The sequence below is a fragment of the Kiritimatiellia bacterium genome (genome assembly GCA_028715905.1).
Taxonomy (GTDB): Bacteria; Verrucomicrobiota; Kiritimatiellia; order JAAZAB01; family JAAZAB01; genus JAQUQV01.
Genome location: JAQUQV010000017.1, coordinates 1 through 23,504, shown reverse-complemented (window position 1 = coordinate 23,504; position 23,504 = coordinate 1). Strand labels below are relative to the sequence as shown.

The window sequence follows — 23,504 nt, the reverse complement described above, 5'->3', positions numbered from 1 at the left end:
TTCCGTTGTAAGCTGAACCACCTTTATATTTCCGGGGGATTTTTCATCCAGAAGGTCAGGGCGATAGTTCATTGTACCTCCAATTTTGGAGACGATTCCGATTGTTTGCGATTTATCAAAGCAAAATATTAGGCAAAGCGCCCGGCATCCGCGCAAGCATTACAAACGATCGCCGGGAGCGGCCTTTTCAATCCGCCGGACGCCGTCCATGTAGGGCACGAGCGCCTCCGGCAGTTCAACAGATCCGTCGGCCAGCTGGTAATTTTCAAGAATCGCCACCACGAGCCTGGCCAAGGCCACGCCGGAACCATTCAGGGTATGGACAAATTCAACTTTCTTTTTGCTGTTCCGCCAGCGGATGTTAGCCCGGCGCGCCTGGAATGATTCAAAATTACTGCAGGATGAAACCTCCAGCCAGGCGTTCTGGCCGGGCGCCCAGAGTTCAATGTCATAGCATTTTGCGGCGGCAAAACTCAAGTCGCCGGCGCACAAAGCCATCACGCGGTAAGTCAGGCCGAGGGCGCGCAGAACCTCTTCCGCGTCATTGACCAGCTTTTCCAGCTCATCATACGAAGTTTCCGGTTCCACGAATTTAACCATTTCAACCTTGTCAAACTGATGCACCCGGATAAGCCCCCGCGTTTCCTTGCCGGCGGCGCCCGCTTCGCGCCGGAAACAGGGCGAATAGGCCACGAGCTTGATCGGCAAAGGACGCTCAATGATTTCCTCCCGGTAAATATTGGTCACCGGGACCTCGGCCGTGGGAATCAGCCAGAGGTCGTCCGAAGAAACAAAATACATATCCTCCGCCATCTTGGGGAGCTGGCCGGTCCCGGTCATGGCCGGCGAATTGCAGACAAAGGGCGGCGCAACTTCAAGATAACCGTGTTGCCGGACGTGCAGATCAAGCATGAAACGAATCAACGCCCGCTCAAGCCTGGCCCCCGCCCCGACGTAGAGCGGAAACCCGGCCCGGCTCAGGCGGCCCGCCCGGGCAAAATCAAAAAGCCCGAGCTGTTCGCCGATTTCAAGGTGCGTGCGGGGTTGAAAGGCAAAGGCGCGCGGCGCGCCCTCCGTGCGCAGGACAACATTGTCCTGCCCGGCTTTACCATCCGGAACGGAGAAATGCGGCAGATTGGGAATGCTTAAAAGCAGTTTTTCAAGTTGTTCTTCCTTTTCGCGCGCCAGACGGTCAAGCTCGGCAATCTTCCCCCCGATATCTTTTACCGCGTTTTGACGGGCGGCAGTATCCAAACCTTCCCTTCTCATCCGACCGATTTCTTCGGAAGCCGCATTGCGCTGTTGTTTTAACGCCTCCGCTTCGGTTACGAGCCGGCGGCGGCCGCGGTCCGCATCGCACAATTCATCCAGCTTTACGTTTGCTCCGCGGCGGCCCAAGGCCTGCCGGACTTCTGTTTCATGTTCACGGATAAATTTGATATCAAGCATTTTTGTCAATCTCCGCAAAACCTAATGCAAACGCTTTTTTTCTTGCCTATGTCGCGATAATATGGCACTAAAAGCAATCAATTGCAAGCAGAGAGAAAGACCAATCAACGGTGAACAAAAACGCCAATTCGGTTTACGATTTGAACCGGCCGGTGCATCTGGCCCGAAGCAGCGCCTTTATTGAAAAATCCCGCCGGCTTTTTCAGGAATGCGCCGGAAAAACACCGGCGAAACGCAGGGTGCAACTGATTGAAGGCAGCCTCTATTATCTCCAATCGGCGCTGGAGCACTCAACGCTGGCGGCAAAATCAACCCGGACCAATCCGCTGGAAGAATCGTTCATGGCCTTTATCCGAATGATGCTGATCTGCATGTATTCGGCGCGGCTTCTGCTGGACAATGAACTTCAACTTGACGACCGCAAAAGCCCCCTCTGGCAGTTTCTTCATCTGCGCGGCAAAATCAACCAGACGGTAAAATTCGCGCGCAGCGGGGAACAACTGCTGGACGACGCGGCGCACCTTTTCAAATTGTCGCAAGAACCGGTGGAAGACCTCCGGCGATCGCTCCTGGAAGACATGAACGAGGAGGAGCGCAAGCGTTATAAGCTCGCCTATGAAGAACTCCGCGCCCATTTGGCGCGCGAGCGCCGGATTCCATCCTCCGGAACATTCCTGCCGTTTTGTTCCGCAAACCGGTTCGCCTGAACGACCTTGCCGCGCTGAACTGCATTTTTGACGGTACGCGCGGGCCGGAAAAATCAGATACCGGCCGCGCGCCAATTTCAGCCGGATTCTCCGCGCGGCGCGTTCCGGCCGAATTTCCTGGCCAGGTCCTGAAATGAGAAATGAATAATCACCGGCCGGCCGTGGGGGCAGGTATAGGGCATTTCCGCCTTTTCCAGCTCCGAAATCAAGCGTTCTATTTCGCTTTCCGACAAGCGGCTGTGGGCCTTGACCGCCGCATGGCAGGCGGACCGGGCAATCAGCTCCTTCAACGCGTCTTCGCCGGCGGAGCGTCCGGACAATTCATGCAGGGCTGACGCTATTTCCATGAGCAGCGACCGCGCGGCAACATTGCCGAAACAGGCCGGCAGGGCGTCAACCAGGAAAGTGTCCGGCCCGAATTCGGCGATGCCAAACCCGATTTTCCGCAACGCCGTTATCGCGCGCCGGATGCAAACGGCATCGGGAGGGGAAAGAACCACCGATTCCGCCATCAAGAGGGTTTGGCTTTTCACCGCGTTTTGCGCGGCCTCCGCCATGAATTTCTCAAAGAGCACCCGTTCGTGCGCCGCGTGCGGATCCATCAGCACCAGTCCATCCTCGGTTTCCATGAGCACATAGAGATTGGCAATCTGCCCTACGACCCGGCGCCAGGCCCAGGGTTTCCTCTGGTTTTCTTCCTCCGAACCCGTTCCTTCATTCGCGGCCGGCGCAAAATGACCGGCAAGCGGCAGGACGGACGCCGCCGGCGCAACGCCGCCAGGTTTATGTTTCCGCGGCCGCGCATAATCAATTGTTCCGGACGGCCGAATTTCCCGGCCGTCGCCGCCAGCGGCCGACAAGCCCGGCGCGGTCCGGCCGCCGGACGGCGAAGCAAAAGCAAACGGGACCGGAAACGGGCGGACAAAGCCCGGGTTTTTAAGCGCCTCCCTGATGGCCATGGCAACCGCGTTGCGTATTTCACCCGGATTGCGGAAGCGGACCTCTTTTTTGGCCGGATGAACGTTAACGTCCACCAGGTCGGGATTAATTTCCAAGAAAAGGAATATCACCGGATATCTGTTTTTCGGAATGAGCCCCTGGTAACCCTCGCGAATGGCGCCGACAAGCAGGGCGGCGGAAGCCGGACGGCGGTTGATAAACAGATACTGCTCGGAACGGTCGGCGCGGGTTAAAGAAGGCAAAGCCGCATAACCGCTGATGCGCGTTCCCGGCGCCGACCAGGCCACCGGCCGGAGATCGTTCTTTGAAATGGAAACGAAGATATCGCCGAGGCGGTTTTCCACGGTCGCGTTGGCGGGCAGGTTATATACAAGCCGGTTATCGGCTTTCAGCCGCAGGCCGACTTTTGGATTGGAGAGAGCATACATCATGAAAACCTGGCGGATATGGGCTTCCTCCGTCTGCTCCGTCCGCAGAAACTTCCGGCGCGCCGGCACGTTGAAAAAGAGATGACGCACCCCCACCAGAGTTCCGGGAGGGCAGCCGACCTCGCGCACATCCTGCATTTTCCCGCCGGCCATGACCAGTTCGGTCCCGGCGAGGGAATCCGCGCGGCGGGTGCGGAGCGTGAAACGGGAAACCGAGGAGATCGCCGCCAGGGCCTCGCCGCGGAATCCGAGCGTGGCGATTTTCTCAATATCATCCACGTCGTTGATCTTGCTGGTGGCGTGCCGTTCAATTGAAAGAAGCGCGTCGTTGCGGTCCATGCCCAGGCCGTTGTCGCTGACCGCAATCAGCCTTTTACCGCCCGCGGTGATTTCAACGTCAACGTTGCCAGCGCGCGCATCCAGCGCGTTTTCCATCAGCTCCTTAACCACCGAAGCGGGCCGCTCCACCACTTCGCCCGCGGCGATTTTATTGATCACGTGGTCCGCCAGGACGTGAATATGTGTTGTTTTATCTTTCATCATTCGTCTTTATTTTTTCCGTTTTCACCGTCAGTTTGACCGGAAGCTCCGCCGCATTCAACCGGCTGGGCAGGACGGATTTCACGCCCAGGCGTCTTTGATCCGACCGGGCCGCGTCGTAAAGTCCTATTCGTATAAAATATTCTCCCGCCGGCGCGGCCGGGGGGACGGTAAAACTTCTGGTTTCAATAAAAAGCTCCTGAAACGGCTGACACTCCGCGCCCGGAAACCGCTCCAAAGGGCGATCGTCCTGAAAAATATCACAACCCCGCAAAAAATGCACGAAAACCCAGGGCCGGCCGGCCGGGGGCGCAACGGGGTATTTCCAGAAATATTTCACCGTCAGACTGCCGCCGGCCGCAATTTCATTGGTGGAGAGCGAAATGCCGGCAAATTCAACCCCGTTGTCAAATTTGATTTCCGCCCTGGTTTCCGGCTGCATTTTTTTCAGTTCGGCCATCCAGCGCCCGGCTTCCGGAACAGGCGGGAAAGGATGCTCCGCCGCCAGACGGGCCAGCCGTTCCACGGCCGGCGGATAGAACGGCCATGTTTCCAGCGCTTTTTGCAGGAGAACAACGGCCGCGGCCGGCGCTCCTTTTGCCGAACAAAAATCCGCCCGGTCCGCCAGTTCAGCCGCCCAGCGCTTGTTGTTTTTAGCCAAACAGCCAAAACCCGCCCAATGCAATTCGCAATCCCTCCCGTAATGCGGAAGCCATTTGCCCGGCCTGGCCGTGTTTTGCCCGGGCGTTCTGCCGGGCGAGAAATCAAAAAGGACCCAAGGCCCGATTTTTGTGGAACGCATTTCAATCATCCGTTCACGGAGGACCCGCCCGCAAAAACCGGCGTCTTCTCCGCGGACAAGGATGCCGGTGCGGGGCGTGAAAAGGATATCGTCGCTTAAAACCGGCGGGCCGCCGCCGAACACATCGGGATCAAGCGGGGTTTCCACCGCGCCCCGCGCCGCGCAAAAAACCGCGTTGGCCGGCCAACGATCGCAATACAATCTTTTCATATTCCTTTCGCGCAGGACATCCAGCAATTCATTGAGCGCGGACACTTCGCTCGCCGGAGCGGGGGCCGGACCAAACAACTGCAATTCCAGCAACAAGGAATTGCTTTCCAGGCGGTGCAGCCACAGGCGTTTGAATGTTCCGGGCTGAATTCTGCATTCCAGACGATATCCCGGCCGGCCGTAACTCCAGTAAGGACGCGGACCGGACCAGATATAACCGGCCGTTGCAACGGAGGGCGTCAGGTTTCTCCGGACGCCATGCTCGTCCTCTCCGGCAATCTGCCAGTTCCCGGGATATCGGCTGGAAAGCAGACGCAACATGGCGACCTCGCGCGGATTTTTAAAGGTAATCTCAAGCCATTCGTCATCGCATCCGGCGGCGGCGCTTTCCCAGGCGGTATGAATATTGCCGTCGGTTATTTCGGAAAAAACGTCGCGGTCAAGCGAATCGCGGATTGACACAATGGCTTCGGCCGGAACGGGCGCCAGTCCGCCGCCGGGAGGAACAAAATCGCAGGCGATCTGCGTTCCTTCGCGCCAAAGAATGGCCGCGCGCCCGCCGTAATTGGCGATAAAATTGTCAATATCGCCCAGGTTGTCCAACACGGCGATTTTATCGGCCAGCTCGGCGCGAAGCATATACGGCCGGTACCGCTCGGTGGGCAGATCGCAAAAGCATATGTTTTCCTTGAGCGCGAAATTCCAGGCGTGCCGGGAATAAGGAGCGTAACAGGCGTCTACTTGACGGGACCGGAGAAAATTTCCACAAGCTTCAATCTGTTGTTGATACGCCTCTTCGCCGGCGCCGCGGCGCGCCAGCCACAAGAAACCGGCGGACTGGCCGGCCACCAGCGCAAGCAGGGGGATGCAGCTTAATATTTTCATCCGCCCCTTTATTTTATCCGCCATTTCCGCCGTTGCGATCCCCAGGACAACGGCGACGGCCGGCACCAGCGGCAGAAGGTAGCGGGAGGTGTTCATCAGGGCAAAATGCGAAATGCTGAAAAAGAAACCGGAAACGAGAATGAACACGAACAAAGCCCCAAAATAAACCCGGCGGCCGGCGGAACGGCCTTTCAGCATGCGCCGCATGAAAAACAAAACAAAAACAAGCGCGCCGGCATAAACCGCCGCCCCAACAATCCGCCAACCCAAAGAACCGTGGTTCAGATCAAGCAGGTCGGGAATGCGGCTGGAAAAAAACATCTTCAGACCGGCCAGAAAAGGCGTCCGGCCGAGCGAGCCGGCAAAGACAAACGACTCCCAGCCGTGGTTGACATTCCACCACCAGAAGGGCAGGCTCCCGGCAAAAAACCCGATGGCCGCCAGAAGAGTATTCCGCGAAAAAACCTTCCCCCGGAGAAATAATGATGCCATCAGCGCGGCGGTCAAGAGGGAGGAAACAATCAATTGGTTGGACCACCAGCCGAGTCCGCCCAGGAGTCCGAGTAAAAACCATTTGCGATAAAGCGAACCGGACACGGGGCGTTGCGCACCCCGGTTTTCCGGGTCAGCTGACGATGCCATCGTTTCAGAAATCAATTTTGAACTCAGCCAGAGAATCAACGCGCTCAACAGGATGGCGGCCATATATCCGCCGCGGGGGGATACGTTGTAGTGAATAAAACCGGACGGCCCGATCACGCAATAAGCCATTGCGATTAAACCGGCGGCGGGAGAATGCGCGTCTCTGGCCCAGAGGTAAACCGCGAAAAGAATGAGCCAGCCGGCAAAAGCCGTGCCGAGGGCGGCCATAAAGCCGCTGGTCCCGAAAAGCGCGCAGAAAACGGCGCCGATCAGCGGCTCAAGACTCCCCATGTATGGCTGGCCGTAGAAGAATACGGGAAAATCCCTGCCCGCCGCCATGTGGCCGGCCATAAGCGCCGCAATGCCGGCATCCGGATTGAGATTAAACCGCAATTGCCAGGCGCCGTAAATGCGGACGACAGCGCCGAGCAAGAGCAGGCATATAAAAATTTTACCGCCGAAACGCAGTGAGCGCAGGTTTTCCTTTTTGTTCCGCCCCGCCGCGCGCTCCATGTCCCCGCAATGTAATTCGCTCACGGCCATGATTTATAGCGGATGACAATATTTGTCCGGCCATGAGGCAGGATGCCGATCAGCCTGATCCCCGGTCCGGCCGGACAGGGGAAAATTTCCGCCGGTTTATCGGCGAAAAGGCCGGGCTGCCAGTTATATTTAATGACGGCCCGCTCATTTGTCCCGTTTAAATCAACTTCCAGCCGGTTAAACGAAGCTTTTACCCGCCCGGCGCCTTCAAGAAACTGCGATAGCGCCGGGCGCGCGACGCGGAAAAACGCGAGCGGTTTCCCCTCGCCGAACGATTGGCCCTCCCGATACTCATCGGGACGGGAACGCAGGTATTCTTTCCAGTTGTCGCGCAAGGTTGTAATCACCGAAATGTTGTAAAACTCCAGGAACCGGTTGAAAAGTTCCGCGTTATCGCGCCACGGCCGGGGCGGATAATCATATTCAACGGCCGTTGGCGAAAAATGATAATAGTCGCAGGCCATCATTTCCCGCCCGGTCAGGCAAGGCAGAAAAGCCACATGACCGCCGTCATATCCGTGCACGGTTGACCCGGCAAACAGAACCCGCGTCCCTTCGGGCGCGTTGGCGCGGATCCAATCCGCAAAAGCGTAACCATCGGAAGACATCGTCTGATAAGGCGCCCGCGCATGATTGCCGAACAGCAGAACGGTGTTGACCGCCCCGCCAACCAGGACGGCGATGACGGCGGCGCGGAAAAGCGCGAAGCGCGCGCCGGGCGCGCGCAAGATTCCGTCCGCCGCCAGCGCGGCCGGAAAGACTGCGGCGAAAGAAAGCGGGATCATCATTCTGAACAACTGAAATTGCGGAGCAAGCTCCGGCCCCCACCCTGTGAGCAGAAGCAGGAATAGAATGAGGGGCAGAAACCAACGGCGGCAATTTACGCCAACCGCCGCAATGGCGCCGCCCAACCCCAGGAAAATGAGCAGGGGATGCGCCATTCTGATATAATCAACGAGCTTGCCGTAACCGTTAAAAAACAGCCCGGATAAGCGGACCTTTTCAGAAACAACCGGCGCGCCCGCGTAATATCCCTGCAGCAATTCCTTTGATATCTCAAAAATCTGCGGCCATTGGAGTAAAATGATTATGGCGCCGCAAACCAGCAGGAAAAAAACATTCGGCCGCGAAAGCCTCCGGAAATTCAGAAGGAGAACGAACAGTAACACCGCCGCCAGAAGGGCGTTCGGCGGCCACATCAGCAGGAAACAGGCCCCGCTCACCAGAATGACCCCCGCCCATTTTTCACGCTTGTTTAAAAAGAGCGCGCGAAACAGGACCGCGCTCACCGGCATCAGGCAGGCCGCCGAAAAAACGGCCCCGACCGTGCCGTAGAACAAAAGCCAGAGAAAATAAAACTGGCTCGTGCCCAGCGCCAGAATGCCGGCAATGAACGCCGCCGGCCAGGAGGCGCCGATCAGCCGCATGGAAAAAAGCGCCATCAGCGGCACAAGGCCTATGAAAACGACCGCAATGAGCGGCGTATAACACTGCTCAATCGGCAGCCACCCGTAAAAAGGCAGAAAAAAAACGCCAAACGCCGGCGTCCCCGTCAGAACCGGATGATTTGAGACCAGGCCGCCGTTCCAGAACGGATTGTAATTGACCGGACTGGGAAAAGCGGCGCAAAATTCATGCAGCCGGAAAAGGAAGGAGGGATGATCGTCGCGGTAAAGGAAAGCGCCGCCCGTCTCGCGGATGAAGGCATGGGCGGAGGAGAAAACGGCGTAAAGCAGGATAACCGGCAGGGCAAATTTTATCCAGCGCCCGCGCGCCATCAAGAACGGCGCCATGAGCGCCGTCAGCAGAACGAACCGGCCAAGTTGGGATTCTAGCAGATGGAAGCCGAAGGTATTGCGCGGCAGCCAGGAAAGGAAATAAAACCAGGGATAATCCGCACTGCTGGAAAAGAGATAGAGAACCATGAAGATGAGCAGGATGGCGCCCGGCCGGGCAAAGTCCGGCGCCGCCGCGGAAAATTCCTTACGCGCCGCGGCGGCCAGAAAAAGGGCAACGGGGGCCCACACCAGCAGGTAGCGCAAAAAGACAGGTTCAACCACATGCCCGCGGGTATGGAGCATGAGCAACAAGGCGCCGCCGGCCAGAAAAGCAAAGAAGGGGAAAAAATATTGCCGGAGCCGGATGGCATTCATGAATGATTGTGTTATTGCGATAACGATAGGGCGCCAAACAAATCATCTTCTTTTTCAGGCGGTCACGGGGTTGACCGCAGGTCGGCGGGATAATTTTTTCTCCTCAGCCCCGCCGTCGGCCGGCGGCGGTTTTTCCTCGGGAAGAGAAGCCGCAACCTGTTTATAAACAAACCGGCGGCCGCGGTAATTGCGCAGAACGACTTCCTTGTCGCTGATGGATTCCACGTAAGACGGCAGAAGCGGAATTTTGCCGCCGCCGCCGGGGCTGTCAATGACAAAATGCGGCACAGCCAGTCCCGATGTCCAGCCGCGCAGGGCTTCAATGATTTCAAGACCTTTCTGGACCGTGGTGCGCAAATGGGCCGTGCCGGCCACCATGTCGGCCTGGTAGATATAATACGGCCGGACACGGAAAACCAGCAGTTTCTGCATCAGTTTTTTCATGACTTCCGGATCGTCATTGACCCCCTTCAGCAGAACCGTCTGGTTGCCCAGAGGAATACCGGCGCCGGCCAGCAGGTTCAGGGCGCGCCCGGCCTGGGGAGTGAGCTCGTCCGGGTGATTAAAATGCACGTTCATGAAGAGGGGATGATGTTTTTTAAGCATGCGGACAAGCCCCGGAGTGACGCGCTGGGGCAGAAAACAAGGGACGCGCGTGCCGATGCGGATGATTTCCACGTGGGGAATGGCGCGCAACTCTTTCAGAACGGCATGCAGACGATTATCGGAAAGCATCAGCGGGTCTCCGCCGGAAACAATCACGTCGCGTATTTCCGGATGAAGGCGGATATACTTCAAACCGTTTTCAATGAAACGCGGATACATTTTGGCCAGATTGCCGACCATCCGCTTGCGCGTGCAAAAGCGGCAGTAAGAAGCACACTCGTGCGATACGAGAAACAGGACCCGGTCGGGATAGCGGTGGACAATGCCCGGTACGGGAGAATCGCCTTCCTCCGCGAGCGGGTCCGACATGCCGCAGTTATCTTCCAGTTCGGCAGGGTCGGGCACAATCTGCCGGTAAAGCGGCCCGCCCTTGTCTTTGATCAGACTCAAGTAATAAGGATTGATGCGAATTCTGAACCGGGATGCGACCTGTTTCACCGCCTCGGGATTCAGCCCGAAAATTTCAGCCGTTTCGTCGGCCGTCGTCAGGCTTTTGCGCATTAACTTTCGCCAATTTTGCATTATCTTTCTCCGGTTGGTGCTTTAATTTTCAGGAAACGCCTCCCTGATTTAACAAATACTTGCAGTAAATGATCCGGTCGTCGCCCGGGCGGTAAAAATCGCGGATACGCGCCGTTTCCGCGTATCCCATCCGTTCGTAAAAACGGCGGGTGCCGGCGTAGGGCGGAGTGGACGAGGTTTCCACCACGATCAACCTTGTCTTTTTTTCCTCCGCAGTTTTTTCAAGCCAGGCCAGCAGGGCCCGTCCGAATCCCTGTTTCCGGCGGCCGCCATGAACGGCCAGCCAGTACATATCCCATACTCCTTCCGTGAGGGGGGTTGGCCCGTAACACACAAAACCGGCCGCCGGGCCGGTTTCGTCTTCCGCCACCGCGACATCATAGTCTTCCCCGTCCCGGCGCAGATATGAGTCAATCATTTCAATTGCCACTCGCTGCTCTTCCGCGCTAAAGACGCCGGCGGAACCGATGACTTCCGCTACCGCCGCCCGGTCGTTTTCCGTCATGGCCCTGATGTTCATGGGTTTGTTTTGCCGCTTTCCATAGCCAGGACCACCTGTCCCCGCCAGAAATCCGGCAAACTTATGCCGGCCGCCGCGAGCGAGCGGGCCAATCCGGCGTCGGCGGAATAATCCGGATTGGGATTGACGTCAAGAATATAGGGCCGGCCGCCGGCCGATACGCGGAAATCAATCCGGGCGTAGCCGTTGAGCCGCATAACCCGCCAGGTTTCAAGCGCCAGCGCGCGCAGCAGTTTGGCCGTTTCCGGGGGAACGTTTCTCGCCGGGCAGACCGGCGTGGTGCCCTTGTAAAAAGGATGTTTTTGAATCCACTTTGCCTCGTAACCCACCACGCGCGGCAGATCCGGCGGCAGACCGGCGAAACTGATTTCCGAAAGGGGCAGAACTTTGATCCGCCGGCTCCCCGGAATTTCAATTAAGGCCACGTTGAATTCCCGGCCTTTGATGAATTCCTCTATAAGCGCCGGCTGATGGTACTTGCAAATCACGCGTTTCACCCGTTTTGCCAGCGCCCGGCAATCATAAGCCACCGAGTCGGCATAGATGCCGATGCCGCCGTCTTCAAAGTTGGGTTTCACGATCAACGGAAAATCTGCTTTGGCGGGAATATCTTTTTCGCCGGACACCAGCCAGCCTTTGGGCGTCGGCAAGCCGCAGGACTGCAGAACCGCCTTGGCCCTGAACTTGTCCTCGCACAACCAGAGGGCGTTTGAACTGTTGCCGGTACATGGCCAGCCGGCCATTTCAAACAAACCGGCAACCTGCGCTTCGCAAGAAGAGCGATTTCGGAAAGATTCGCACAGGTTGACAATCACCGCCGGGTTGATTTTTTTAAGGGCGTTGAGGGCCGCCAAAATATTGCCGTCAATCGGCGCCGCGACCGCTTCCAACCCGGCGGCGGCCAGCGTTTCACACACGTAGCGCGCGTCCTCCTCCATGGCGGCCGCTTCCAATTCGTCCGGCGCCGTACGGCGCGGCATGAAGACGTCGTAAACGACCGCCGCCAGTATTTTTTTATTCTTGCGCCGTTTCACCTGATATCCTGTCGCTGTATGGCGGCCTGCGCCACCCTTAATATAAGCTCATGGTAACTGTAACCGGCCGCGCGGGCGGCCGCGGGCAGAGCGGAATTATCGCGCGGGTCCGGCGCGATCCCCGGCAGGGGATTCAACTCAATGATTTTCGGATGGCCGGCGGAGTCCAGGCGCAAATCAACGCGGCACCAGTCCCTCACGCCCAGAACCGTCAGCGCCCGCTTTACTATTGCATGAATCTGGGCGCGCAGACGCGGCGGCACCCGGGCGGGGCAGACGAGTATGTCAAGCGGCCTTTCGGGCAAATCCCACACCCACTTGGCTTCGTACGAATAGATCGGATTGGCATGGGGGGGAAGGGACTTGTGGTTGATCTCTATCAGGGGCAGGATTTCAAAATCGGGAGCATTGCCGAAAACACCGGCCGTAAACTCACGGCCCGGCAGAAACTCTTCCACGAGGGCCGGCTGATGGTATTGCATGATCACCGCGTTTACGCGCGAGCGCAGATCGCTCCGCTTTAAAACCACGCTGTCGTTCCGGATGCCCTTGGAGGATCCTTCCCTGAGCGGCTTGACAATGGCCGGCACGGGCAGCCGATTGCCGTGATGCAACCGGCGCGGGTCCGCGCAAACAGCAAAAGCCGGCGTGGGAATGCCATTAAAAGCAAGGATTTCCTTCGCGCGGGCCTTGTCCAGACAAATACCCAGCGTTAATCCGTCCGAGCCGGTGTAAGCCAGCCCCAGCATTTCGCAGATAATTGGAATATGCGCCTCGCGGTTAGGACCGTGGAAACCTTCGGAAATATTAAACACCAGGTCGGGCCGGTTTCTTTTCAACCGGGAATAAGCCCGGTCATCAGCCTCAACAAGCGTCACGCGGAAACGGCGCGCCAGGGCCCCGGCCACGGCCGCAATGGTTTTATCGCCGTCATACTCAACCAGCAGATCGGAAGGACGGTCGGCCCGCGCGTCCCCTCCGTCCGGGCCGGCGCCGCCCAACACCTTCCGCGCTTTTTTTTTCGAGCTATAGACTAGGGCTACTTGCAACGATTCGCTCAATTCTTTTGTCTGAACGATTAACTTAGAACCCTGCTGAAATTAAATCTATCTCTGAAAGAAAACATGTCAACGATTTTTTTGCTTTTTTTCATTTTTTTTCGCCGCTGAAATTCGGATTTAAACTCCCGGAATTATCCGGCGAGGAGTAATCTTCGCTTTAAATTTAAAAAAACGGTGGGCCGGACGAAGAACCGCGGCCGGATTGCCGGGCTAAATCCGGAACGCACAAGAAGCGGCGGGACGCGAATCGGCGGAAAGGCTGTCCAGAAAAAATTTTGTGCTGGCGCGGAGCGCCCCGGATTTTTCAAGCACAACCCGCCGGGCGCGCTCGCCGATAAGCCGGCGTTCCCCGGCATCGCCCAGCAAACGGCCGACGACCTGCTCCAGTTCTCCGGCGCCGCCGACCCGCACAATCGCCCCGGCCTCAAGAAAATCGGCCACGACCGCGTCAAAGTTTTCCATATGCGGGCCGGCCACAACCGGTTTGGAACACGCCGCCGCTTCAATGGGATTCTGTCCGCCCCTGGCGGCCAGGCTTTTGCCGATAAAGACAACGGCGGCGGCCGCATAAAAGGCCCGCAGTTCGCCGGTGGTATCCACGAGGAGAACATCATTGAACGGACTGTTTCCCGCAACGCGGACCCGGTTCTCATCCGCTGAAAAATTGCGGGGAATAACGCGGGAAGCTTCGCTCCACAGCCTGCACGCGAGGCCGCTGGCCGCGATTTCCGCCATAACCTCTTTCCGGCGCTCGGCATGGCGGGGGACCAGAACGAGGCGCAAGCCGGGATGCCGGCCGCGCAATTTGATAAAAATTTCCAGGAGGGCGGCTTCCTCGCCCGGCCAGGTGGAACCGCCGACAAACAGAAGTTTGTCCTCTCCAAATCCGAGCGCACGAAGATTTCCGGCGAATTGAGCGCCGGCCGGACAGGGAACGCCGGCGATATCATATTTCGCCGAACCGGTTACCCGCACGCGCTCCGGGTCGGCTCCCAGCTCAATCAATCGGCCGGCATCCGTTTTACTCTGCGCGCAGAGAATGGTGAAATGCGCCAGAATTCTCCGCACCAGCGGACGTAAAAACCGGTAACCGCGGAAGGAACGGTTTGAAATCCTGCCGTTCAAAAGCATGACCGGTATCCGCCGGGAGGCGGCCTGGCGGACCAGGTTCGGCCATAACTCGCTCTCCACGAGAACCAGTCCCGCCGGGTTCAGTCTTCGTAAAACGCGGCCGATCACGAGGGGGAAGTCAATCGGGAAATAGAGCAGGAGGTCGCCCCGGCTCATCATTTTCCCGGCGAGCGCATGGGCGGTGGAAGTCGTCGTTGTCAGGATGAATCTGACGGCCGGTTTTTCCGCCCGCAGTTCCGTCATGAACCGCAGCGCCACCTGAATCTCGCCCACGCTTACGGCATGGATCCAGACACGCGCCGGCGGCGAGGAAAGTTTTTGCCGGACGGATTCATCGTAAATGCCGAACCGCTGGCCAAAGGCGGGCAAATAGCCTCCGCGGCGCCACATGCGCCACAAAAAGCGCGGCAGGATCAGAAAATATCCGATTGCGAAAAGAAAATTATAACAAGTCCAGATTATCCGTTCCATTTCTCTTTGTCTTCTTTCTTTCGCCCCCCTCAGGCCCTGGGATGCGCCTCGCCGTATACTTTTTTCAGGCGTTCAACGCTGACATGGGTATAAATCTGGGTCGTGGAGAGACTGGAGTGTCCGAGCAATTCCTGCACGCTGCGCAAGTCGGCGCCGGCATCCAGCAGGTGCGTGGCAAAGGAATGGCGCAGGGCATGGGGAGAAATATCAGGGTTGAGGCCGGCTTGGATCAGATAGCGTTTCATCATCCGTTCCATGGAACGCGGCGTAAGTTTTCCGCCGCTGTGGCCGATAAACAAGGGCAACGCTCCTTTTTTTACACGGAGAAAAGAAACGATATCGCCCCTTTTGCGCAGCGCGGCCGACAACGCGGCGGCCGCCGGCCGGCCCATCGGGCAAAACCGCTCCTTATTACCCTTGCCGCGCACCTTGATCACTCCCGCCAGCAGGTCAATGTTCTTTTCTTCCAGGCCGGCCAGCTCGGCAAGGCGCATGCCCGTGCTGTATAAAACCTCTAGCACGGCCTTGTCCCGCAAGACGGCATATTCAAGCCAGGCCCGCCGACGGCGGTCTCCCCCTTTCTTCTCTTCCTGCCGGGAAACATCGTCCCCCCCGGGCGCATCCAGCAGCCGGCCGACTTCGCCTATGGTCAAAACGCGCGGCAGGCCCTTTCTGCGCTTTGGCGACAAAAGACCGGCGAAAGGGTTTTGTTTGACGTATCCTTCCCGGCTTAAAAATTTAAAAAAAGAGCGGAGACTGGATATTTTCCTCCCGATGGTCGCGGCGCCGGCCGACATTTTCTGAAGCTGGACCACAAACTTGCGCGCCGCGAATTTATCAATTGCAGGCCAGGAATAAGGGGGCCGGGCGCCGCCGCCCCAGGTCAGAAACGCAAACTGCCGGATATCAAAAAGATAATTGGCAATAGTATGCGCCGAGGCGTTGCGCTCGCCTTTCAGATAACGAAGGAAATGGCCAACGCCTTTGTCTTCTTCCAGAATTTTAATACTTCCTTTCGGAGCCGGCATGTTTAACTTTCTCCCGGAACGATTTTGCGGACAAGATGAATCATCCTTCCGGGTTGAAGGCGCACGATTCTTTTCATTTCAAGGGCCAGCAATACAGCGCCGAAACGGTCCGCGCCGATCCCCGTCCCGCGAATAAGCTCATCAACGTTCTTTTCGCCTTCGCCAAGGCACCTGACAATTTTTTTTTCATCGTCGTCAAGCGGCGGCAGAAAATTATCCGGCGCGGCGCCGGCTGAATCCGCCGGAGACGAGCGCGGAATAAGAAACTCAAATTCCTGCAGAATGTCGTCCGCATTTTCCACCAGCCGGGCGCCGTTTTTAATCAGGAGATGAGTTCCTTTGGAGGCCGGCGAATCAATGCGGCCCGGAACGGCAAAAACGCACCGCCCCTGTTCAAGCGCCTGATTGGCGGTAATCAGCGCGCCGCTTGTCAAGCCCGCTTCAACGACCACCACGCCCATGGAAAGGCCGCTGATAATGCGGTTGCGGATGGGAAAGGTCGTTTTATCCGGCTTTCTCCCAAGAGGGAACTCGCTCAAAACCGCCCCGGAACGGGCGATTTCACGGGCAAGCGGTTTGTTTTCGGGGGGATAGACACAATCCAGGCCCCCGCCCAGAACGGCCAATGTCCGTCCCCCGGCCTTGAGCGCGCCGCGGTGGGCCGCCGTGTCTATGCCGCGCGCCAGGCCGCTGACCACCGTAAAACCGGCGTGCGCGAGCTGATAGGCCAGAGACTCGGCGGTTTCCCGGCCGTATATGGTGGTGCGGCGCGAACCGACAATGCCAATCGCGCGCCGGTCGGAGGCCGTCAGACTTCCGACGGCATAAAGGGCAAGGGGCGGATCGTGGATTTGAGCGAGACTTTTAGGATAATCGCCGTCAGCCGGCGTGATAATGGCCGCCCCCATTGCGGCGGCGCGCCTGATTTCCTCGCCGGGACGCGCATTGTTTCGCTGCGCGATAATGTTTTCAACCGTCCCTTTCCCGATGCCCTGCGCGGCCAGCAGTTTTTCCGGCGCAGCCTCAAAAACGGACTGCGGCGCGCCGAGCAATGAAACGAGCGCGCGCGTCCCGACCGGGCCGATGCTTTCCATCATATTAAGGGCAATATATGCTTCGCGTTCGGTCATACGCCGCCTTCGCGGATTCAGGACTCAACGGCGGATTCCTTTCGGCGACAGGTTTTCCGCCGGCCGCTGAAAAGCTCCAGTTGCGCCTCCCGGAAAAGGCCGTAATTTTTAAAAATACGGACGACCTGCAGTACGTCCGACTTTTCATAATTGCGGTTTTTGTCAACGCGGCTGATTATTTCGGCGAGTATTGTCCGGAATTCAAGAACCCCGTCAATTCCCATGGCCTTGAGAAGGCGCAAGGCGTCATCCTTGAGTTTCTGCGCGACCGGAAGCTGGGGCAGGCAGAGTATTTTCACGATCTGGCCGCCGCCGAGCCGGCGGGACGCCATGCGCGCCGATTCCTCGCCGGCAAAACGGACGAGTTCCGGAAGATTTTCAAGCATGGCCGGGTAAAAACGCTCGGTATGCCAGCCGTAGACGCCGATCACGGCTCGCGCGATTTTTTTCAAATCAGCGGTCACCCATAAAATATGAGGGGGAACGGACTGCTCCGCGACGAGCGGGTTAAAAGCAATCAGGTCGGTTTCCTCTTCAATCCTTTTCGGCCGGCCGCTGATCGCGTACTTGCAGGGCTGGATGATCAAAAATCCCAGCATTTCAAAATATTCCCGCACAATCCACGCGCTGACCGACGCCATAAAAAGCCCCCCGGTTGTTTCTGAAAGACACGGTTAATTCTACAGGAGAGGCAAAAAAAAACCAGTAATTATTTTTTTAAATATTATTTGACTTTTCCGCCTTCCTGTTATTAAATAAAGAATATGTTTAGGCTGATTACAAGGATTGCCATATCCGCCGCCCTGGTGTTGAGTATTATTGCCCTGGTAATGGCCGTGCGCCTTTTCCAACAACGCGAAACCCTCAAGGGTCGCGCCCAGAAACTTGAAAGCGCCATCCATAAAATCGCCGCCACCATTGAAAACGAAGGCGCCACTAACGTCATGTTTTCAATTCCGGACGATCAACTGAAAACGTTTAAATCAAAACCCGGCGGACCGCCCGCAATGGATGAACCGCTGAACCGGTTGATAACGGCCGCCCAGAGCCAGCTGGTTTGTCTGAACAATACCCGCTCCGAACTGGCCGATACCAAGCTGACCCTGGCCAAAACCCAGGACGAGCTAAAAAACACCAAATTGGAACTGGCCGCCGCCAACGCAAAGATCAAGGAACAGGAAGGCGTCATCGCGGAAAAAAACAATATCATCAGCGAGAAGGAAGTGGCCATCGGCAAACTGGAGCGCCAGAAGAGCGAATTGATCACCACCGCCGACGCCATGAAAGCGCGGCTGGAAGAGATGGAAGTTGAAAACCAGGACCTGACCGACCAGGTCTCCGTCCTGGAGGATAAAATCGGCATTCTGCAAGTCAAGGCTTTCCCGGAACTCCAGCAAAAAATCATTCCGAAAGGCCGGCAGGGGGTTGTGGCCTATGTCAATCCCGAATGGAATTTCCTGATATTGCGCCTGACGCCTGAAAGCATCAAGACCGCCGCGCCGGACCTGGAGCTGATGGTCTACCGGATGGACAAATTGGTCGGCAAAGTGCGGCTCGCAAGCATAGCGAACGATCTGGCCGTGGCGGAAATTATCAATGACTGGCAGCAGACAATACCCCAAAACGGCGACGGCATCCTCTATTGAAGTGGTTTTTTCCGGGCCGCGGCTGAAAACTTTTGCTCCCGCTGTGCGCTTCCGCAAAGCGGAGCATGTTTAATGTTTTGAAAGTTTCACGAAAACATATTTTTATTCCGCGCCGCGCCAAATCACCGGCTTGGGTTTTCCTCTGTATTATTCTGGCCGGCGCGCTGTTCATCGGACTGCAAGGCTGTTCATCCACAAACAATTCTTCCGATATTCCCTGGAACGTGCCCCAGCCGTGGGAGGGTGCGCCCAGCATTCCGGGACTTCAGTGACAATCTGGCATCTCCCTTCCGGCAAATACAAAATAGAAAGGAAAAATAATGAGCCGCACTTCACCCCGCAAAACTTCCTGCTCCTGCCCGAAACTGGCGCTGCACGGCGGCCCGAAGGTCCGTTCCCGGCCATGGCCGCCCAGAAAACTGCTGGGTAAAGAAGAAAAAAAAGCGGTTGACGGGCTGTTTGACAAAGCCATCGCATCCGGCAACGCTTTCGGTTATAACGGCCCCGAGGAAGAAGCGTTTTGCAAACAGTTCGCCGGCTTCATGGGCGGCGGATACGCGGACGCCGTCAATTCCGGCACAAACGCCGTTTACGCTGCCCTGCGCGCGCTGGATATTGAGCCTTTCACCGAAATCATCGTAAGCCCGATCACCGATCCGGGCGGAATGATGCCGATTCCCCTGCTGAATTGCATTCCCGTCGTGGCCGACACCGCCCCGGGCAGTTTTAACGCCGGCGCCGAACAGATTGAAAAAATGATATCGTCTCATACCAGCGCCATCCTGGTGGCCCATATCCACGGCGAACCGGCCGACATGAACGGCATAATGCGGGTTGCCCGGAAACGCCGTATCCCGGTGGTGGAAGACTGCGCCCAGGCCCACGGCGCCACGATTAACGGACGGCTGGTGGGCACCTTCGGCGACGCGGCCGCTTTTTCCACCATGTTCGGAAAACATTTCTGCACCGGCGGACAGGGCGGCATCGTCTATACCCGCAGTAAAAAAATATACCATCAGGCCCGGCGCGTTGCCGACCGCGGCAAGCCGTTTTTCATGCCGCCCGGCTCAACCAACTGCGTCGCCGCGCTGAATCTGAACCTGAACGACCTGGCGGCGGCCATCGGCGGCGCGCAATTGAAAAAACTGCCCGGCATTATCCAGCGCCGGCGGCGGATGGCGCAATGGATTCAGAGGGGAATAAGCGGATTGCGTTCCGTTTCGTTCCCGGAAACAGTCAAGGGGGGGAAACCCAGTTACTGGTTCCTGCGCCTCCGGTTTCATCCGGAAGCCGTAACCTGCGACAAGGAAACCTACTGCCGGGCGCTGGCCGCCGAAGGATTAATCGTCGCCCCATCCTATAAACACATGCCGCACCTGCACGACTGGTTCAAGAACCGGCGCGTTTTCGGAACGAGCCGGCTGCCGTGGTCCTCGCCGCTTTACAAAGGCAATGCGCCGCGCGTGTTTAACTGCCCCAACGCCCTGCAGGCCATCAACGACCACTTTGTTTTGACCTCTTTTGAAAGCTGGGGCAAGACCGAAGCCGATGATATCGTCAAAATTCTGGCAAAAGCGGAACGGGCATTCAGATGATTATTGACGCTCACAACCATCCCGACTGGCACGGACACAACCTGGACAAATTCCTGGCCAACATGGCCCTTTTCAAGATTGACGCTGCCTGGCTTTTGAGCTGGGAATGCCCGGTTGACGAATACGCGCCCGCCTACGGCAACGTCGTTCCCGACGCGGGCGGAGCAAACGGCCCGATTCCTTTTGCACGCTGTGTTTCCTGCGCGGAACGGGCGCCGGGCAGGTTTGTCCTGGGTTACGCCCCTGATCCGCGCCGGGCCGAGGCGATTGACAAGCTGCAGGCCGCCATGGAAATCTACGGCGCGCGCGTCTGCGGCGAGCTTAAATTAAGAATGATGTATGACAACCCGGACGCCCTCCGCCTCTACCGTTTCTGCGGAGAAAAACATGTTCCGGTTATCGCACATATTGATTATGAATTTGACACCGGCGCCGCATATCCGCGGCCGAACTGGTGGTACGGAGGCGGCCTGGAAGCGTTTGAACGCGCGGTCGGCGCATGCCCGGAAACAATTTTCTGCGGCCACGCCCCGGGATTCTGGGCGCATATCTCCGGCGATGGACAGCACGATAAAACCGCCTATCCCAAGGGCAAAATCGCGCCGGGCGGCAAACTGATCGCCATGCTTCGGCAATATCCAAATTTATACTGCGACATTTCGGCCGGGTCCGGACTGAACGCTCTGACCCGCGATCCGGAATTCGCCAGGGATTTCCTGCTGGAATTCCAGGACCGTATTCTCTATGGACGCGATTATTTTGACAACAAGCACCAGGATTTCTTGAACAACCTCGCTCTGCCGGAAGAAACACTGGAAAAAATTTATTCCGGCAACGCGTTGAAACTGGCGCCGCTGCGCCGGTAACCCGAAAAGGCAAAAAGCGGTTTCCATGAAGGACAAAGGAGTTGAAAAAATCTACCGGCTGGCGCGCGAACAATACGCGCGCCTGGGCGTGAACACGGAACAGGCCATCGCCGGCTTGCGGAAAATAAACATTGCGCTCAACTGCTGGCAGGGCGACGACGTTACCGGTTTTTTGAACGAGACCGGCATTTCCGGCGGGCTGGTCTGCACCGGCTCCTATCCCGGCCGGGCGCGCTCGGGGGAAGAATTGCGCGCCGACCTTCACAAGGCGCTCACCCTGATCCCGGGGAGACACCGGGTCAGCCTCCACGCCATTTACGCCGAGCCGCGCCGGCCCGGAAAACAACGCAACGAGCTTGAAACGCGCGATTTTTCCGCCTGGATCGCATGGGCGCAGGCCAACCGGCTCGGGCTGGATTTCAACGGCACATTTTTCGGCCATCCCCTCGCCGCTTCCGGCTTCACTCTGTCCGCCCGGAACGAAAACAGTCGCAGGTTCTGGATAGAACACGCGGCCGCCTGCCGGCGCATCGGCGCGGATATCGGCAGAAAATTGAGGTCCCCTTGCGTGACCAATATCTGGATCCCGGACGGTTTCAAGGATATCCCGTTTGACCGTAAAAAACCGCGCGAAATTCTGAAAAAATCACTGGATGAAATCTTTGCCCGGAAATTCAACCCGCGCCACCTCGTTGATTCCCTTGAGGGCAAGCTGTTCGGAATCGGCTCGGAAGCCTACGTGGCCGGTTCTTATGACTTTTATTTAAGTTACGCGGTCGCCAACGGCAAAATGCTCTGCCTGGACATGGGACATTTTCACCCGACCGAATCGGTGGCCGACAAGTTATCGGCGCTCCTGTTGTATCTTGACGGCATCCTTCTGCATATCAGCCGCGGCATCCGCTGGGACAGCGATCACGCGCCAATTCTTTCGGACGAACTGCGCGGCCTGGCCGAGGAAATTGTCCGCGGCGGATTTCTTGGCCGCGTGAAAATCGGCCTGGATTTTTTTGACGCCAGCATTAACCGCGTCGCGGCATGGGTGATCGCCGCGCGCGGCGTGTTGAAAGCTTTCCTGACCGCCATGCTTGAGCCGGCAACAAACTTGCGGCAAATGGAACGGCGGGGAAACCACACCGGACGCCTGGCGTTGCTGGAAGAATTAAAAACCATGCCGGCCGGCATTGTCTGGAACGAGTATTGCCGGCGGCAGGGAGTTCCCGCCGGAATTGAATGGTTAAACGAAATAAAAAAATATGAACGCGGCGTTCTAACGCGGCGCGCCAAACAATAAACAATGAAACCGATCGTTGTGCTGGGTTTTGACATGGAAACGGACATCGGCAGCTGGACTCCTTTTTATGAGGGGCTGCTCAAGGGAACACCGCGCATTTTAGCGGTGCTTGCCAGACAGAAAATCACGGCCACTTTCTTTTTTGTGGGCGACGCCGCCAGGCAATATCCCCAGATTGTGAAAAAGGCGGACCAGGCCGGACACGAGGTGGGCTGCCATACGCTTTACCACGAAACCATCGGCGACGAGCTTTTTCCAATCCCCGGCCTGAAACCCGTGCTTCCGGAAGAATGTTTCCGCCGGATTGAAACGGCCGCCGATATTGTCAGCCGGGCGCTGGGAAAAAGAACCACTTCCTTCCGCGCGCCGCGCCTCTGGGGAAGCACCGCCATGGTCAATGCCCTGGAAGACCTCGGCTTTACGGCGGACGCCACCTACCCGCTCTATTTTTACGAAAGACGGCTGACCCCCTATCACCCCAGCCGCAAGGACTGGACCAAGGAAGGCAATATGAAGATCCTTGAAATTCCGAACTTTGCCGACATGACCATCAAAAGCAGGGACAAATACGGACGCGACCGCGACCAATGGCCGCTTTTCAGAACCAAAGGGGCCGCGGCGCTGATGAAACACATTGACAACATGCTGGAATTTTACGCGCGCAAAAAACTGCCGCCGGTCTTCTGTTTTTACATGCATCCCTGGGAATTTCATGAAATGCCGCGGGGCCTTATTCATTTCGGGGAAGGGTCGGTCAAGCCCGACCCTTTTATCGTCAAAAACTGCGGGCAACGCGCGGCACGGGAGCTTGACCGGCTGATCACCCTGCTGAAACAGCGCGGCGCGGAATTTCTTTCCTGCCGCGATTTGACCGGAATATTCCGGTAAGGGCTGCAAAACCGCCAGCCAGAAATCAGGCCGCCACAGGCGGCAATTATGTTTGAGCGATGGAGCCGCATCCCTATGCGTCGCTTCCGGACGACAAAATATAAATCGCCGGACGGGGGTTCGGCTATTAAACAGTTATCAATAAAATTCTGCGCAAGAAGCGCAGGATTTTATTGCAAATATTTTCTGAGTTATGAACATGTTGCCAGAAGCTGACCGCGTAATAATGGAATGAGCGTCATTTCCTTTAATTTCAAGGAGGCAGCGACGATTAATTCAGCGAGAGCAGTCAAATGATACTTGTAGGCGTTCAAGTCATTGGTCGGATCGTCA

At 57.2% G+C, this 23,504-nt stretch carries 19 protein-coding genes; 7 read left to right on the top strand and 12 right to left on the bottom strand.

The genetic code is table 11. The features are described 5' to 3' along the window. Nucleotides 1-159: 159 nt before the first annotated feature. The gene (gene serS / locus PHP98_05155) at nucleotides 160-1,449 is read right to left on the bottom strand and encodes a serine--tRNA ligase (protein MDD5483021.1); all 1,290 of its coding nucleotides are present in this window, start codon (nucleotides 1,447-1,449) and stop codon (nucleotides 160-162) included. 110 nt (nucleotides 1,450-1,559) lie between these two features. Between serS and PHP98_05150 the strand changes: the two genes are divergently transcribed. Continuing rightward, nucleotides 1,560-2,156 carry a hypothetical protein gene (locus PHP98_05150; GenBank protein MDD5483020.1) on the top strand — a complete coding sequence of 199 codons (597 nt, stop codon included), beginning with the start codon at nucleotides 1,560-1,562 and terminating at the stop codon, nucleotides 2,154-2,156. A 77-nt stretch (nucleotides 2,157-2,233) separates the two neighbouring features. Here the strand turns inward: PHP98_05150 and mutL are convergent, their stop codons facing one another. From mutL to PHP98_05095, 11 genes are all read right to left on the bottom strand, one after another. After that, entirely contained in the window at nucleotides 2,234-4,084 is a 1,851-nt protein-coding gene (gene mutL / locus PHP98_05145) for a DNA mismatch repair endonuclease MutL (protein ID MDD5483019.1), read from the bottom strand. Beyond that, the gene (locus PHP98_05140) at nucleotides 4,074-7,160 is read right to left on the bottom strand and encodes a hypothetical protein (protein ID MDD5483018.1); all 3,087 of its coding nucleotides are present in this window, start codon (nucleotides 7,158-7,160) and stop codon (nucleotides 4,074-4,076) included. Before PHP98_05140 ends, mutL begins: the two co-directional genes overlap by 11 nt. Beyond that, complete coding sequence (locus PHP98_05135) at nucleotides 7,157-9,319, bottom strand: hypothetical protein (protein ID MDD5483017.1); 2,163 nt, start codon at nucleotides 9,317-9,319, stop codon at nucleotides 7,157-7,159. Before PHP98_05135 ends, PHP98_05140 begins: the two co-directional genes overlap by 4 nt. A gap of 54 nt (nucleotides 9,320-9,373) precedes the next feature. After that, nucleotides 9,374-10,507 carry a KamA family radical SAM protein gene (locus PHP98_05130; GenBank protein ID MDD5483016.1) on the bottom strand — a complete coding sequence of 378 codons (1,134 nt, stop codon included), beginning with the start codon at nucleotides 10,505-10,507 and terminating at the stop codon, nucleotides 9,374-9,376. A gap of 28 nt (nucleotides 10,508-10,535) precedes the next feature. Further along, the gene (locus PHP98_05125) at nucleotides 10,536-11,027 is read right to left on the bottom strand and encodes an N-acetyltransferase (GenBank protein MDD5483015.1); all 492 of its coding nucleotides are present in this window, start codon (nucleotides 11,025-11,027) and stop codon (nucleotides 10,536-10,538) included. Then, on the bottom strand, nucleotides 11,024-12,061 hold the full coding sequence (locus PHP98_05120; GenBank protein ID MDD5483014.1) for an ATP-grasp domain-containing protein: 1,038 nt from the start codon (nucleotides 12,059-12,061) through the stop codon (nucleotides 11,024-11,026). Before PHP98_05120 ends, PHP98_05125 begins: the two co-directional genes overlap by 4 nt. Further along, the gene (locus PHP98_05115) at nucleotides 12,058-13,122 is read right to left on the bottom strand and encodes a D-alanine--D-alanine ligase (protein ID MDD5483013.1); all 1,065 of its coding nucleotides are present in this window, start codon (nucleotides 13,120-13,122) and stop codon (nucleotides 12,058-12,060) included. The genes PHP98_05120 and PHP98_05115 overlap by 4 nt, the downstream gene beginning before the upstream one ends. 210 nt (nucleotides 13,123-13,332) lie before the next feature. After that, a complete protein-coding gene (locus PHP98_05110) occupies nucleotides 13,333-14,724 on the bottom strand; it encodes a 3-deoxy-D-manno-octulosonic acid transferase (protein MDD5483012.1) in 1,392 nt (463 codons plus the stop codon). A 29-nt stretch (nucleotides 14,725-14,753) separates the two neighbouring features. Further along, on the bottom strand, nucleotides 14,754-15,752 hold the full coding sequence (locus PHP98_05105; protein MDD5483011.1) for a tyrosine-type recombinase/integrase: 999 nt from the start codon (nucleotides 15,750-15,752) through the stop codon (nucleotides 14,754-14,756). A 2-nt stretch (nucleotides 15,753-15,754) separates the two neighbouring features. Further along, nucleotides 15,755-16,882, bottom strand: a complete 1,128-nt coding sequence (gene dprA, locus PHP98_05100; GenBank protein ID MDD5483010.1) for a DNA-processing protein DprA — start codon at nucleotides 16,880-16,882, stop codon at nucleotides 15,755-15,757. A gap of 17 nt (nucleotides 16,883-16,899) precedes the next feature. Then, nucleotides 16,900-17,523 (bottom strand): hypothetical protein, encoded by a 624-nt coding sequence (locus PHP98_05095; GenBank protein ID MDD5483009.1) that lies wholly within the window; start codon nucleotides 17,521-17,523, stop codon nucleotides 16,900-16,902. 123 nt (nucleotides 17,524-17,646) lie between these two features. Between PHP98_05095 and PHP98_05090 the strand changes: the two genes are divergently transcribed. The 6 genes from PHP98_05090 to PHP98_05065 all read left to right on the top strand — a co-directional run bounded on the left by PHP98_05090 (nucleotide 17,647) and on the right by PHP98_05065 (nucleotide 23,171). After that, entirely contained in the window at nucleotides 17,647-18,528 is an 882-nt protein-coding gene (locus PHP98_05090; GenBank protein ID MDD5483008.1) for a hypothetical protein, read from the top strand. A 77-nt stretch (nucleotides 18,529-18,605) separates the two neighbouring features. After that, nucleotides 18,606-18,800: a hypothetical protein gene (locus PHP98_05085; GenBank protein MDD5483007.1), complete on the top strand. Its 195-nt coding sequence runs from the start codon at nucleotides 18,606-18,608 to the stop codon at nucleotides 18,798-18,800. A 48-nt stretch (nucleotides 18,801-18,848) separates the two neighbouring features. Continuing rightward, nucleotides 18,849-20,123: a DegT/DnrJ/EryC1/StrS family aminotransferase gene (locus PHP98_05080; GenBank protein ID MDD5483006.1), complete on the top strand. Its 1,275-nt coding sequence runs from the start codon at nucleotides 18,849-18,851 to the stop codon at nucleotides 20,121-20,123. Beyond that, entirely contained in the window at nucleotides 20,120-20,989 is an 870-nt protein-coding gene (locus PHP98_05075; protein ID MDD5483005.1) for an amidohydrolase family protein, read from the top strand. Before PHP98_05080 ends, PHP98_05075 begins: the two co-directional genes overlap by 4 nt. Before the next feature lie 25 nt (nucleotides 20,990-21,014). Further along, nucleotides 21,015-22,283 (top strand): L-rhamnose isomerase, encoded by a 1,269-nt coding sequence (locus PHP98_05070; GenBank protein MDD5483004.1) that lies wholly within the window; start codon nucleotides 21,015-21,017, stop codon nucleotides 22,281-22,283. Between the two features lie 3 nt (nucleotides 22,284-22,286). Beyond that, entirely contained in the window at nucleotides 22,287-23,171 is an 885-nt protein-coding gene (locus PHP98_05065) for a polysaccharide deacetylase family protein (protein MDD5483003.1), read from the top strand. Nucleotides 23,172-23,504: the final 333 nt, after the last annotated feature.

Bases quoted from the DNA above. Each gene is read 5' to 3' on its own strand.
- serS (MDD5483021.1), bottom strand. From the start codon at position 1,449: ATGCTTGATATCAAATTTATCCGTGAACATGAAACAGAAGTCCGGCAG.
- mutL (MDD5483019.1), bottom strand. From the start codon at position 4,084: ATGAAAGATAAAACAACACATATTCACGTCCTGGCGGACCACGTGATC.
- PHP98_05135 (MDD5483017.1), bottom strand. From the start codon at position 9,319: ATGAATGCCATCCGGCTCCGGCAATATTTTTTCCCCTTCTTTGCTTTT.
- PHP98_05130 (MDD5483016.1), bottom strand. From the start codon at position 10,507: ATGCAAAATTGGCGAAAGTTAATGCGCAAAAGCCTGACGACGGCCGAC.
- PHP98_05125 (MDD5483015.1), bottom strand. From the start codon at position 11,027: ATGAACATCAGGGCCATGACGGAAAACGACCGGGCGGCGGTAGCGGAA.
- PHP98_05110 (MDD5483012.1), bottom strand. From the start codon at position 14,724: ATGGAACGGATAATCTGGACTTGTTATAATTTTCTTTTCGCAATCGGA.
- PHP98_05105 (MDD5483011.1), bottom strand. From the start codon at position 15,752: ATGCCGGCTCCGAAAGGAAGTATTAAAATTCTGGAAGAAGACAAAGGC.
- dprA (MDD5483010.1), bottom strand. From the start codon at position 16,882: ATGACCGAACGCGAAGCATATATTGCCCTTAATATGATGGAAAGCATC.
- PHP98_05095 (MDD5483009.1), bottom strand. From the start codon at position 17,523: ATGGCGTCGGTCAGCGCGTGGATTGTGCGGGAATATTTTGAAATGCTG.
- PHP98_05090 (MDD5483008.1), top strand. From the start codon at position 17,647: ATGTTTAGGCTGATTACAAGGATTGCCATATCCGCCGCCCTGGTGTTG.
- PHP98_05080 (MDD5483006.1), top strand. From the start codon at position 18,849: ATGAGCCGCACTTCACCCCGCAAAACTTCCTGCTCCTGCCCGAAACTG.
- PHP98_05075 (MDD5483005.1), top strand. From the start codon at position 20,120: ATGATTATTGACGCTCACAACCATCCCGACTGGCACGGACACAACCTG.
- PHP98_05070 (MDD5483004.1), top strand. From the start codon at position 21,015: ATGAAGGACAAAGGAGTTGAAAAAATCTACCGGCTGGCGCGCGAACAA.
- PHP98_05065 (MDD5483003.1), top strand. From the start codon at position 22,287: ATGAAACCGATCGTTGTGCTGGGTTTTGACATGGAAACGGACATCGGC.